The 12,437-nt window shown below is 66.6% G+C and carries 8 protein-coding genes and 1 tRNA gene; 5 read left to right on the top strand and 4 right to left on the bottom strand.

From position 1 onward, the window contains the following. Positions 1 to 41: 41 nt before the first annotated feature. Positions 42 to 1,496 (bottom strand): glutamate synthase subunit beta, encoded by a 1,455-nt coding sequence (locus ACZLZQ_RS06160; RefSeq protein WP_472948612.1) that lies wholly within the window; start codon positions 1,494 to 1,496, stop codon positions 42 to 44. Between the two features lie 187 nt (positions 1,497 to 1,683). Next, the gene (gene gltB / locus ACZLZQ_RS06155) at positions 1,684 to 6,396 is read right to left on the bottom strand and encodes a glutamate synthase large subunit (protein ID WP_472948611.1); all 4,713 of its coding nucleotides are present in this window, start codon (positions 6,394 to 6,396) and stop codon (positions 1,684 to 1,686) included. Between the two features lie 383 nt (positions 6,397 to 6,779). Here gltB and ACZLZQ_RS06150 point away from each other — a divergent pair, with 383 nt between their 5' ends. Further along, on the top strand, positions 6,780 to 7,829 hold the full coding sequence (locus ACZLZQ_RS06150; protein WP_472948610.1) for a threonine aldolase family protein: 1,050 nt from the start codon (positions 6,780 to 6,782) through the stop codon (positions 7,827 to 7,829). A gap of 470 nt (positions 7,830 to 8,299) precedes the next feature. Here the strand turns inward: ACZLZQ_RS06150 and ACZLZQ_RS06145 are convergent, their stop codons facing one another. Continuing rightward, positions 8,300 to 8,764 carry an Hsp20 family protein gene (locus ACZLZQ_RS06145; RefSeq protein ID WP_472948609.1) on the bottom strand — a complete coding sequence of 155 codons (465 nt, stop codon included), beginning with the start codon at positions 8,762 to 8,764 and terminating at the stop codon, positions 8,300 to 8,302. 298 nt (positions 8,765 to 9,062) lie between these two features. On the opposite strand from ACZLZQ_RS06145, the gene ACZLZQ_RS06140 reads away from it, so the two are divergent. Next, complete coding sequence (locus ACZLZQ_RS06140) at positions 9,063 to 9,566, top strand: PepSY domain-containing protein (RefSeq protein ID WP_472948608.1); 504 nt, start codon at positions 9,063 to 9,065, stop codon at positions 9,564 to 9,566. 195 nt (positions 9,567 to 9,761) lie between these two features. After that, positions 9,762 to 10,724 (top strand): alpha/beta fold hydrolase, encoded by a 963-nt coding sequence (locus ACZLZQ_RS06135; RefSeq protein ID WP_472948607.1) that lies wholly within the window; start codon positions 9,762 to 9,764, stop codon positions 10,722 to 10,724. A gap of 3 nt (positions 10,725 to 10,727) precedes the next feature. Here ACZLZQ_RS06135 and ACZLZQ_RS06130 read toward each other — a convergent pair whose 3' ends face one another. Continuing rightward, complete coding sequence (locus tag ACZLZQ_RS06130; RefSeq protein ID WP_472948606.1) at positions 10,728 to 11,621, bottom strand: N-formylglutamate amidohydrolase; 894 nt, start codon at positions 11,619 to 11,621, stop codon at positions 10,728 to 10,730. 165 nt (positions 11,622 to 11,786) lie between these two features. Between ACZLZQ_RS06130 and cpdR the strand changes: the two genes are divergently transcribed. Further along, a complete protein-coding gene (cpdR, locus tag ACZLZQ_RS06125) occupies positions 11,787 to 12,152 on the top strand; it encodes a cell cycle two-component system response regulator CpdR (RefSeq protein ID WP_472933853.1) in 366 nt (121 codons plus the stop codon). Between the two features lie 79 nt (positions 12,153 to 12,231). Then, a tRNA-Val gene (locus tag ACZLZQ_RS06120) sits at positions 12,232 to 12,306 on the top strand. Positions 12,307 to 12,437: the final 131 nt, after the last annotated feature.

Below are 12,437 nucleotides of genomic sequence, written 5' to 3'. Positions count from 1 at the left end.
ACGCGGCATCCTTGCCGCCGCCCCGGCATCCACTTGCCTTCTCAGCGCGGCAGCGTGGTGACGCCCATCAGGTCGATGTCGATCGCCCGCGCCGCCTGGCGACCCTCGCGGATGGCCCAGACCACCAGCGACTGGCCGCGGCGGATGTCGCCGGCAAGGTACAGCTTGCCGACGGAGCTGCGATAATCGTGGTCGTTGGCGACGAGCGCGACATTGCCGCGTCCATCCGCTTTCTGCGCCAGGCTGCTGCCGAGCTCGGTCACCGGACCGGCCGCAAACGGACCGGCAAAGCCGATGGCGATGAAGGCGAGATCTGCCTTGATGACGAACTCGGTCCCCGGGATCGGCTTGCGGCGCGCATCGACCTCGGCGCACTTGACGCCCGTGAGGTGCCCCTCCTCGCCGGTGAACTCCAGCGTCGCCACCTGGAACTCGCGCACCGCGCCCTCGGCCTGGCTTGAGGACGTGCGCATCTTGGTCGCCCAGTAGGGCCAGACCTCCAGCTTGTTCTCGGTCTTCGGCGGCTGCGGCCGGATGTCGAGCTGCGTGACCTTCACCGCGCCCTGGCGGAACGCCGTGCCGACGCAGTCGGACGCGGTATCGCCGCCGCCGACGACGACGACATGCTTGCCACCGGCCCAGATCTCGCCCGAGCGCCAGCCGACATTCTCGACCTTCTCGCCGCCGACACGCCGGTTCTGCTGCACGAGATAGGGCATCGCGTCATAGACGCCGGTGAGTTCGCCATGCGGAATGCCGGCATCGCGCGGCCGCTCCGAGCCGCCGCAATAGAGCACCGCGTCGTACTCGGCCAAAAGGTCCGCCACCGGCTTGTCGGCGCCCACATTGACGCCGCAGAAGAACGTGACGCCCTCGCCCTTCATCTGTTCGACGCGCTTGTCGATCCAGTGCTTCTCCATCTTGAAGTCGGGGATGCCGTAGCGCAGCAGGCCGCCGGGCCGCGACTCGCGCTCATAGACGTGCACCGCATGCCCGGCCCGGCCGAGCTGCTGGGCCGCCGCCATGCCGGCCGGACCCGAGCCGATGATCGCGACCTTCTTGCCTGTCTGCACCTTCGCCGGCTGCGGCTTGATCAGGCCGAGCTTGAACGCCTTGTCGGCGATCGCCTGCTCGACGGTCTTGATGGCGACAGGCGTGTCCTCGAGGTTCAGCGTGCAGGCTTCCTCGCAGGGCGCGGGGCAGATGCGGCCGGTGAATTCGGGAAAGTTGTTGGTCGAGTGGAGGTTGCGGATCGCGCCTTCCCAGTCGTTGGAATAGACAAGGTCGTTCCAGTCGGGGATCTGGTTGTGGATCGGGCAGCCGGTCGGGCCGTGGCAATAGGGAATGCCGCAGTCCATGCAGCGCGCCGCCTGCTTGCCGACCTCGGCATCGGACATCGGCAGCGTGAATTCGCGGAAATGGCGAATACGGTCCGAGGCCGGCTGGTATTTTGGTGTCTGCCGGTCGATCTCGAGGAAGCCCGTCACCTTGCCCATGTCTTGTCCCACTCTCAGTTCGTCGACCCGCGGGACTGTCCGGCAGGCGCGCATGACGTCAGACCGCATTTCGCCCTGCCGCGGCGCGGCACAGAATACGGTTTTTTCCGGTTGTTAGAAGAGCTCCAGTGCGCCACCCGGCATCGAACGCTTTACGTCCGGCCGGATGGCGTTCGTCGGAGGCGAACTACTCCGCCGCGATGCCCATGCGCATGCGCTCCATCTCCTGCAGCGCGCGGCGGTACTCGACCGGCATCACCTTGACGAATTTCGGCCGGTAGGTCTCCCAATCGTCCAGCATCACCTTGGCACGGCCCGAGCCGGTATAGTGGTGGTGGTTCAGGATCAGCTGGTAGAGCCGCTCGTCGTCGTGACCGGTCATGTCGGAGGAGACGTTGACGCGGCCCATGTGCTGCAGGTCGCCGCCATGGTGGTGCAGCTTCTCCAGGAGGTCGTCCTCCTCCGGCACCGGCTCCAGCTCCACCATCGCCATGTTGCAGCGTTCGGCGAAGTTGTTGTCGGCGTCGAAGACATAGGCGATGCCGCCGGACATGCCGGCCGCGAAGTTGCGCCCGGTATGGCCGAGGATGACGACGACGCCGCCGGTCATGTACTCGCAGCCGTGGTCGCCAACGCCCTCAACCACCGCGATGGCGCCGGAGTTGCGCACGGCGAACCGCTCGCCGGCGACACCGCGGAAGTAGCACTCGCCCGAGATTGCGCCGTAGAGCACGGTGTTGCCGACGATGATCGACTCCTCCGGCACGATCCGCGTGTTCTCGCGCGGCCGCACCACGATGCGCCCGCCCGAGAGACCCTTGCCGATATAGTCGTTGCCGTCGCCGACGAGATCGAAGGTGATCCCGCGGGCGAGGAAGGCGCCAAAGCTCTGGCCGGCGGTGCCGGTGAGCTTGACCGAGATCGTGTCGTCGGCGAGCCCCTTCAGGCCGTAGCGCTTGGCGACCTCGCCGGACAGCATGGCGCCGGCGGAGCGATCGACATTGGTGATGTCGGTCTCGATCGACACCTTCTGGCGCGTCTCCAGCGCCGGCATTGCCTCGGCAATGAGCTTGCGGTCGAGCACGTCGTCGATCGGGTGCTTCTGCCGCTCGGTCCAGCGCAGTTCCTCGCGCGCGCCGTCCGGCTTGTAGAAGATGTTGGCGAAGTCGAGCCCGCGGGCCTTCCAGTGGTCGATCAGGCCGCGCTTGTCCAAACGATCGGACTGGCCGATCAGCTCCGACAGGTGACGCACGCCCATCGCCGCCATTAGCATGCGCACCTCTTCCGCGACGTAGAAGAAGAAGTTGATGACATGCTCCGGCTGGCCCTTGAAGCGCTGGCGCAGGACCGGGTCCTGCGTCGCGACGCCGACCGGGCAGGTGTTGAGGTGGCACTTGCGCATCATGATGCAGCCGGCCGCGATCAGCGGCGCGGTCGAGAAGCCGAACTCGTCCGCGCCCAGCAACGCGCCGATGATGACGTCTCGGCCGGTCTTCAGGCCGCCGTCGACCTGGAGGCAGACTCTGGACCGAAGGCCGTTCATCACCAGCGTCTGCTGCGTCTCGGCAAGGCCCATCTCCCAGGGGGAGCCGGCATGCTTGATCGAGGTCAGCGGCGAGGCACCTGTGCCACCGTCATAGCCGGCGACGATGATGTGGTCGGCGCGCGCCTTGGCGACGCCCGCCGCGACCGTGCCGACGCCGACTTCCGACACCAGCTTGACCGAGATGTCGGCTTCCGGATTGACGTTCTTCAGATCGTAGATCAGCTGCGCCAGGTCTTCGATCGAATAGATGTCGTGGTGCGGCGGCGGCGAGATCAGGCCGACGCCGGGCGTCGAGAAGCGCGTCTTGGCGATGGTCGCATCGACCTTGTGGCCGGGCAGCTGCCCGCCCTCGCCGGGCTTGGCGCCCTGGCTGACCTTGATCTGCAGCATGTCAGCATTGACCAGGTACTCCGTCGTCACGCCGAAGCGGCCGGAGGCGACCTGCTTGATCGCCGAGCGCTCGGGGTTCTGCGAGCCGTCCGGCATCTTCTGGAAGCGGTCGGGCTCCTCGCCGCCCTCGCCGGTGTTCGACTTGCCGCCGATCCGGTTCATGGCCACCGCCAGCGTCGCATGCGCCTCGCGCGAGATCGAGCCGAAGCTCATCGCGCCGGTGCAGAAGCGGCGGACGATGTCGGCCGCCGGCTCCACTTCGTCCAGCGGCACGGTGCGGGCGCCGACCTCGTCGGCCATGCGGATGCGGAACAGGCCGCGGATGGCGGCCGCGTCCACCGCGCTCTCGTCGACGAGCTTGGAATATTCCTGGAACTTCTCCCAGGAATTGCCGCGCACGGCGTGCTGCAGCGTCGCCACCGCGTCCGGCGACCACATGTGGGCCTCGCCGCGCATGCGGTAAACGTATTCGCCGCCGACTTCGAGCGAGCGGGCCAGCACCGGATCGTCGGAGAAGGCGAGGAGATGGCGCTCGGCCGTCTCGCGCGCCACCTCGTCCAGCCCGACGCCCTCGATTGTCGTCGCCGTGCCGGTGAAGTAGCGGGCGACGAAGTCCGACTTCAGACCGACAGCATCGAAGATCTGCGCGCCGCAATAGGACTGGTAGGTCGAGATGCCCATCTTGGACATGACCTTGAGCAGACCCTTGCCGACCGACTTGATGTAGCGCGTGACCAGCTCTTCCTCGTCGACCTCCGGCGGGAACTCCTTCTTGCGGTGCATGTCGAGCAAGGTGTCGAAGGCGAGATAGGGGTTGATCGCCTCGGCGCCGAAGCCGGCCAGGCACGCGAAGTGGTGCACCTCGCGCGGCTCGCCGGATTCGACGACCAGACCGGCGGCGGTGCGCAGGCCCTTGCGGATGAGGTGGTGGTGCACGGCGGCGCAAGCCAGCAGCGCCGGGATCGGGATCCGGTCGGGGCCGACTTGCCGGTCCGACAGGACGATGATGTTGTAGCCGCCGACGACGGCCGCCTCCGCGCGCTCGCACAGGCGGTCGAGTGCGCCGGCCATGCCGCCCGCGCCTTGCTCGGACGGATAGGTCGTGTCGATCGTCTTGGTGTCGAACCGATCCTCAGTATGTCCAATGGTGCGGATCTTCTCGAGATCGCCATTGGTCAGGATCGGCTGGCGCACCTCCAGCCGCTTGCGGCGGGAGTTGCCCTCGAGATCGAAGATGTTGGGCCGCGGCCCGATGAAGGAGACGAGGCTCATCACCAGCTCCTCGCGGATCGGGTCGATCGCCGGGTTCGTCACCTGCGCGAAGTTCTGCTTGAAATAGGTGTAGAGCAGCTTCGAGCGCGACGACATCGCCGAGATCGGCGTGTCCGTCCCCATCGAGCCGATCGCCTCCTGGCCGGTCGTCGCCATCGGCGCCATCAAGGTGCGGGTGTCCTCGATCGAGTAGCCAAAGCTCTGCTGGCGGTCGAGCAGCGACACATCGGCGCGCGAGGCGCGCGGCGCCACGGGCTTCAGGTCCTCGAGGATCAGCTGGGTGTTCTTCAGCCATTCCTTGTAGGGATGCTGGGTCGCGATCTCGCGCTTCACTTCCTCGTCGGAGATGATCCGGCCCTTCTCGAGGTCGATCAGCAGCATGCGGCCCGGCTGCAGCCGCCACTTCTTGACGATCCGCTCCTCCGGCACTTCGAGCGTGCCGGCCTCGGACGCCATGATGATCAGGTCGTCGTCCGTGACGATATAGCGCGCCGGCCTGAGGCCGTTGCGGTCGAGCGTCGCGCCGATCTGGCGGCCATCGGTGAAGGCGACGGCTGCCGGCCCGTCCCAGGGCTCCATCAGCGCGGCGTGATACTCGTAGAACGCCTTCTGCTCGCGCGACATCTGCTTGTTGCCCGACCACGCCTCGGGGATCAGCATCATCATCGCATGGGCGAGCGTGTAGCCGCCCTGCGTCAGCAGCTCGAGCGCGTTGTCGAAGCAGGCGGTGTCCGACTGACCTTCATAGGAGATCGGCCAGAGCTTGCCGATGTCGTTGCCGAACAACTCGGAATCGACCGAGGCCTGGCGCGCCGCCATCCAGTTGACGTTGCCGCGCAGCGTGTTGATCTCGCCGTTGTGCGCGACCATGCGGTAGGGATGCGCCAGCCGCCAGGACGGGAACGTGTTGGTCGAGAACCGCTGGTGCACGAGGGCCATGGCGCTCTCGAAGCGCGGATCGGTGAGGTCGCGGTAGTACTGGCCGAGCTGGTTGGCTAGGAACATGCCCTTGTAGATCACCGTCCGGGCCGACAACGAAACGACGTAGAAGCCAAAATCCTCGCCCTTCACCTCGGCGAAGGCGCGGTTCGAGATGACCTTGCGGATGATGTAAAGCTTGCGCTCGAAATCGTCGTCGCTGGCGATGGCGGCGGCGCGCCCGATGAAGATCTGGCGCTGCACCGGCTCGGTCGCGGCGATGTCGGCAGCCTTCGACAGCGAGCCGTTGTCGACAGGCACGTCGCGCCAGCCGAGGACCGTCTGGCCTTCCTCGGCGACGATCGCCTCGAACATCGCCTCGACCTGCGCGCGCTTCTCGGCGTCGCGCGGCATGAAGACGTGGCCGACGCCGTAGCGGCCGGGCGCGGGCAGCTCGACGCCTTGCTCGGCCATCTCGGCCGTGAAGAAGGCGTGCGGGATCTGCACCAGCATGCCGGCGCCATCGCCCATCAGCGGGTCGGCGCCGACGGCGCCGCGGTGCGTGAGGTTCACAAGGATCTGCAGGCCCTTCTCGACGATCGAGTGGGACTTCTCGTTCTTCATATGCGCGATGAAGCCGACGCCGCAGCCGTCGTGCTCGTTGCGCGGATCGTAGAGACCGATCTTGGCCGGGAGAGTGCGCGGTTTCACGATGCCATCGACGGTCTTCGCGGTCCGCGGGCGGGGCGCGGCGGTGGAGGGCCTGTGGGTCATCGCGGTGTCTCCCGTTGCAAGGATCCGCCGCGCGAGCGCGAGACGGTCCAGGTCGTTTCTCTCGGCACCAGAAAGGGTGCCGTCGTCGTCGCAAGTTCAGGCTATCAGACAGTTGCCACCCGCGAATTTTTCGCATGGTGGGGCACGGAGCGATAGGGCCGCATCGTTGCAGAGCCAAGTCTATCAGTCGTGCACATCCCTCCGCTCATAGCGAGTCGGATATGGCAGCAATACTGTCCTATCGTCGGCAACATGCCAGAAGGTTAAGCGTCCTGCAAGACCGTGCCCATGCGGCACTGCAGCACAAGGCCGCTGGGGCTTCGGGCGCGGGCGACGCGCGGGCACCCTTGTCCTCTGCACGCCGCCGCGTTACGCCTCCGGACATGATCTTTGCATCCGACAACTGGTCCGGGCCGCATCCCGCCATCAACGCAGCGCTCGCCGAGAACGGCACCGGCATGGCCGCCGCCTACGGGGCGAGCGACCTCGACAAGGCCGTCGAGCGGCGTTTCAACGAAATCTTCGAGCGCGAGGTGGCGGTGTTCTTCGTCGGCACCGGCACGGCGGCGAACTCGCTGTCGTTTGCCGCGGTCAACCGCCCTGGCGGCGTGGTGCTCTGCCACCGCGAGGCGCACGTCATAGAGGACGAGTGCGGCGCGCCGGAGTTCTTCACCCACGGCGCCCGGATGGCGCCGGTCGACGGCGATGGCGGCCTGATCGACACGGTGAACCTCCGCCGTGAGTTGAAGCGCTTCAACCCGGCCTTCGTGCATGCCGGCCAGCCGATGGCCGTCACCGTCAGCCAGCCCGGCGAGGCCGGCACGATCTACCCGGCCGACCGGCTCGATGCGATCGCCGCGATCGCGCACGAGCACAATCTGTCGCTGCACATGGACGGCGCACGGTTTGCCAATGCGCTCGTCGCCAACAACATGTCGCCGGCCGAGATGACCTGGAAGCGCGGCGTCGACATCCTCTCCTTCGGCGCCACCAAGAACGGATGCTGGTGCGCCGAGGCGGTGATCTTCTTCGATCCGGAGAAGGCCAAGCAGTTCCCCTACATCCGCAAGCGCGGCGCGCAGCTGTTCTCCAAGACCCGCTTCATGGCCGCCCAGTTCATGGCCTATTTCGAGGACGGGCTCTGGCTGAAGCTTGCCGCCCACTCGAACGCCATGGCCGACCAACTGCGCGCCGGACTTGACGCCAGCCCGCACGCGCGCCAGGCCTGGTCGACCCGCACCAACGAGGTCTTCGCCATCATCGAGACCGCGACGGCCGCCCGGCTGCGCCAAAAGGGCGCCGTGTTCTACGACTGGAACCCGCCGCATTCCTCGCATGACCTGATCGGCGAGAACGAGATGCTGGCGCGGCTCGTCACGTCCTGGTCGACGACGCCGGACGATGTGGCGCGCTTCGTCGAGCTTCTGGACTGACAGCCGGGCCGGAGCGCGGGCAACCGCGCTGGGTATGCCTGGCCCTCGGGGCCGGGCATCCGCCTTTGCAACGCAGCGCTCGGTCTTGCGTGCACCGTGCACAGCACGGTACTCGGCACTCGTTCCTCGGTGAAAAAGGGGCACAAACCCCTCAGTTTCGTCATCCTCCGCCGCAGGCGGGGGACCCATGCCGCCGCGCCAACGCGCCAGTCCGGCTCAGGAAATCGCCGGGGGAATGCCCACCGGACGGTACACGCTCCGATGACTTGGCATGGGTCCCCGGGGCCAAGGCCCCTAGGATGACGAGCTTGCGGAGCACTGAGCTTGGACGAACCGCTCGGGCGACCCTCGATACCAGGGACGCATCGAACCCACGGGTGCCACCCTCGGCCGAGATTCCGACCCCTCGCCACACGAGAACGGCGCCCCGAGAGGCGCCGTTCCGATCAAGCCTTAAGAGCGAACTTGCCTCAGGCGGCGTTCGCCTCGAGCTGCGCCGCATTGCCGTTGTCGGCGGCGACGATCTCGATCTTGCGCGGCTTCATCGCCTCCGGGATGACCCGGACGAGATCGATGTGCAGAAGGCCGTTCTTCAGGCTGGCTCCCTTCACCTCGACATGATCGGCGAGTTGGAAGCGGCGCTCGAAGGAGCGTCCGGCGATGCCGCGGTAAAGCACTTCGCCAGCGCCCTCTTCCTTGTCACCGCCGCGATCGCCGGTGACCGTCAGCACGGTCTCGCGCGATTCGATCTGAAGGTCCCCTTCCCCGAAGCCGGCAACCGCCATGCTGATGCGGTAGGCGTTCTCGCCGGTGCGTTCGATGTTGTAGGGCGGGTAGGTCTGACCTTCCGGCTGCGACAGACCGTCGAGCTTGGCGAAAAGCCGGTCGAAGCCAACGGTGGAGCGGTAAAGCGGGGCGAAATCGATGGCACGCATGGTAGTTCTCCATAGGAAGCAACTGGTTGCGGTATGGCCGCAAGTCCCCTTCACTGGCGGACCCTTCTGGCCAACGGTCCCTTGCGGCGACCGTGAGCTTGAGTTGGTGACGTCGATTTCGCCGTTCAAGCGCCTCTCCGGACGACCGCAGTAAAAATCCGCCGGGCCGACTTCGCTCTCCCGTCGGCGCCCGTCTTTGAACCGGGGATGAACGCCGTCTTCCGGTTTCGTTCAGGCGCTCGCGCCGATAGTCTCCCTATGGCCTGCAAGATGCGGGTCGCCACCGGAGAGAGCCTCCATGAAATTCGCCCTCGCAGGACTGTCCACCCTCCTTCTTCTAACTGGACTCGGCTCCGTCGCGAGCGCCGGGCCGCGCGACCACGTCCGTGGCGACTACGTCCTTGTCCAGGATGCCTATGACGGTCCGGATGGCGGCTATGAACGCGGTGGCGATCGGGGTGACCGGCGTGACTGGCGCGGGCGCGGTGAAGGCCGCTGGCACGGCGGCCCGCGCAACGATCGCCGCGACCCCGACGTCATCCCGGAGCAGCGGGTAGTCCGCAAGCTGGTGCGACAGGGGTTTGTGTCGATCGACGACATTCGCCTTCGCCGCGACCGCTACATCGTCGAGGCCGTCCGTCCGAACGGCGCGCTCGTCCGTCTGTCGGTCGATGCCTATGACGGCGAGATTCTGTCACGCGAGCGCATCGGCTGGACGCGCGACGGCGGTGGTCGCGGTGGCCCCGGATGGCGCGGACCCGACGACCTCGGCGGCGGACGTTTCGGGCTCTACGGCCGATAGGCCGGCGCCTTTCCCAAACGGTCGGCCTGTTCCGTCCCTTCCAGGCCGACCGCTCGGTCGGGGGTCCCTTCGCGGGGATCCCCGATCCCTTCCCTTCTCGGCCAGCCGTTCTGTGCGGGCGAAGACATTGTTGACCTCCCGGCAACGGCTGGGGTGCTAGACTGGAGCATGGCGATCCTCGCCGGACGGAAGCCCATGAACCCTACCGACGGCCCGACCGGCCTTTTCGAACTCGACGGCAATCCGCTGCCCGAAGGGATCGCCTGCGGCTTCCTGTCGACGCCGGACCGGGTGCGGCTGCGCTTTGCCGTGGCGCCGAGCCGGCTGGACAGCACGCGGGGCACGGTGGTCCTGCTGCAGGGCCGCAACGAGGCGATCGAGAAGTATTTCGAGACGATCGCCGATCTCACCGCCCTTGGCTACGCCGTCGCCACCTTCGACTGGCGCGGTCAAGGCGGCTCGCAGCGGCTGCGCGGCGCGGCGAGGACCGGGCACGTGCCGAGCTTCGATGCCTATGCCATCGACCTCGAAACGATCTTCCGCTCGCTGATCCTGCCCGATTGCACCGGCCCCTATGCCATCCTGGCCCATTCCATGGGCGGCGCGGTGGCACTGCTGGCCGCACCCCGGATCGGCGCCCATGTCGCCCGGATCGTCGCCGCCGCCCCCTTGATCGGCATGCCCGGCAACTCTCGCGCCAATGGCCTTTTCCTTGGCATGAACACCATGCGCTTCCTTGGCCTCGGCCGCGTCCCGGTGCGCGGCGTCGGCCGCAGCGCCGGCTGGACCGCCGAGCGCAATCCCCTCACCAGCGATGCCCGCCGCTTCGAGCGCAACCGTGCTCTGATGAAGGCCGCCCCGCAGCTCTTCGTCGGCGGCCCGACGGCCGCCTGGGTGGCCGGGGCCGTCGGTGCGGCTCGGCGGCTCGATGACTCCGACGTGATCGCCGCCTTGCGCGTGCCGACGCTGATCGTCACGGCTGGCCATGACCGCGTGGTCTCCAGCCCGGCGGCGGAACGCCTTGCCTGGCGCATGCGCTCGGGCCACGCGCTGTCCGTTCCCGGTGCCCGGCACGAGCTGATGCAGGAGGCCGACCTCTACCGTGCGCCGTTCATCGCCGCGTTCGACAGTTTTGCCGGCGCCGCGCTGCCGCTCTGATGGCTATTCGGCCGCCGCGGCGTAGCTGAGGTCGGCGTCGAGATCTTCAGCGAATCGGGTGACGAAAGAGACGAGGTCGGAACGCAGCGCGTCGAACCCGGCGCTCGGCACGAACCGCGCCTCGTCGGCATAGAGGCCGCGGTTGATCTCGATCTGCAGCGCATGGACCCCGTCATTCGGCCGGCCGTAGCGTTCGGTGATGAACCCGCCGGCATAGGGCTTGTTGCGCATCACGTCGTAGCCGAGCGCCGAGAGCCCGCTCTGCGCGAGGGTGACGATGCGGCTGGAGGCGCTGGTGCCGAAACGGTCGCCGATCACCATGTCCGGCCGCCGCCCGCCGGGCAGCGCCCTGACGGTGGACGGCATCGAGTGGCAATCGACGAGGATGGCGATGCCGAAGCGCTCACGCGTACGCTGCAGCAGTGCCGTCAGCTGCTCGTGGAATGGCTTGTATATGCTGTCGATCCGCTCCAGCCCTTCACTCACCGCCAGCCTGTCGCGGTAGATGTCCTCCCGCTCGGCCACGATGCGTGGAATGGTCCCGAGCCCGCCGGCCACCCGGACGGAGACGGTGTTCGCGAACTCCGGCAAGGCATCCTCGAACATTTTGGGGTCGAGCTCGTAGGGCTCCCGGTTGACGTCGAGATAGGCCCGCGGAAACCGCGCGATCTGCAGCGGGGCGCCGAGCGAGGGGACGAAATCATATAGCTGGTCGACGAAAAGATCTTCCGAACGGCGAATCGCCGAGTCTGACAGGCGCGATGCAGCCAGGAAAGCCGAGGGGTACACCCGGCCGCTATGCGGCGAACAGAACACCATCGGCAGGCTTTGCAGCGACGGCTCGAGGACTTCGAAGGCCGGGCATGGTCCTGCTGCGGTCTCTAGAAGCGGGATCATCTCGGCTACGTTCATCCGTTCGGGTTGCGACATCCAAGGGAGATATGGCCGCAGTCACGCGATCGACCATTCCATTTAGGGATTCTTTAGGCAATCTGTTAAAAGGCTACTGCTATCAACGAAGCTTGCGCGGGCTTTCACCGCGGCGGACCTGGAAAACGCTCAATGGTCAAGATTCTGCTCGCCGAAGACGACAACGACATGCGTCGCTTCCTCGCCAAGGCCCTGGAAAAGGCCGGCTATGAGGTGACGTCCTACGACAATGGCGGCAGCGCCTACGAACGGCTGCGCGAGGAGCCCTTCTCGCTGCTGCTGACCGACATCGTGATGCCCGAGATGGACGGCATCGAGCTCGCCCGCCGGGCGACCGAGCTCGATCCGGACCTCAAGGTGATGTTCATCACCGGCTTCGCCGCTGTCGCCCTGAACCCTGATTCCAAGGCGCCGAAGGATGCCAAGATCCTTTCGAAGCCGTTCCACCTGCGCGAACTCGTCGACGAAGTCGCCAAGATGCTGGAAGACGCCGCGTAAACTTTTCCACAGGCGTAGATCCAGGTGCCGAAAGCTCTTGACGCTCAATCGGCCCTGTGGTCTATCCGCCTCGTCGGATGGGCGTGTAGCTCAGTGGGAGAGCACTTCGTTGACATCGAAGGGGTCACAGGTTCAATCCCTGTCACGCCCACCATCCGGCTCCAATCTTTCTTTTTGATACTTGAGCCTGCCATCGAACGGACCGAGGTCCTGGCAGGTTGAAGGCGGCGATGCTGATTGCGGCAGCTGCGTGCGGTGCGATCTGAACGGCTGTTGCCGGGTCCG

This window comes from Mesocryomonas lacus (genome assembly GCF_055730105.2).
Note: the sequence above shows the minus strand (reverse complement) of the source record. Positions and strands in the feature narration are given on the sequence as shown.

Bases quoted from the DNA above. Each gene is read 5' to 3' on its own strand.
- ACZLZQ_RS06130 (WP_472948606.1), bottom strand. From the start codon at position 11,621: ATGATCCCGCTTCTAGAGACCGCAGCAGGACCATGCCCGGCCTTCGAA.
- ACZLZQ_RS06150 (WP_472948610.1), top strand. From the start codon at position 6,780: ATGATCTTTGCATCCGACAACTGGTCCGGGCCGCATCCCGCCATCAAC.
- ACZLZQ_RS06145 (WP_472948609.1), bottom strand. From the start codon at position 8,764: ATGCGTGCCATCGATTTCGCCCCGCTTTACCGCTCCACCGTTGGCTTC.
- ACZLZQ_RS06140 (WP_472948608.1), top strand. From the start codon at position 9,063: ATGAAATTCGCCCTCGCAGGACTGTCCACCCTCCTTCTTCTAACTGGA.
- cpdR (WP_472933853.1), top strand. From the start codon at position 11,787: ATGGTCAAGATTCTGCTCGCCGAAGACGACAACGACATGCGTCGCTTC.
- ACZLZQ_RS06160 (WP_472948612.1), bottom strand. From the start codon at position 1,496: ATGGGCAAGGTGACGGGCTTCCTCGAGATCGACCGGCAGACACCAAAA.
- ACZLZQ_RS06135 (WP_472948607.1), top strand. From the start codon at position 9,762: ATGAACCCTACCGACGGCCCGACCGGCCTTTTCGAACTCGACGGCAAT.
- gltB (WP_472948611.1), bottom strand. From the start codon at position 6,396: ATGACCCACAGGCCCTCCACCGCCGCGCCCCGCCCGCGGACCGCGAAG.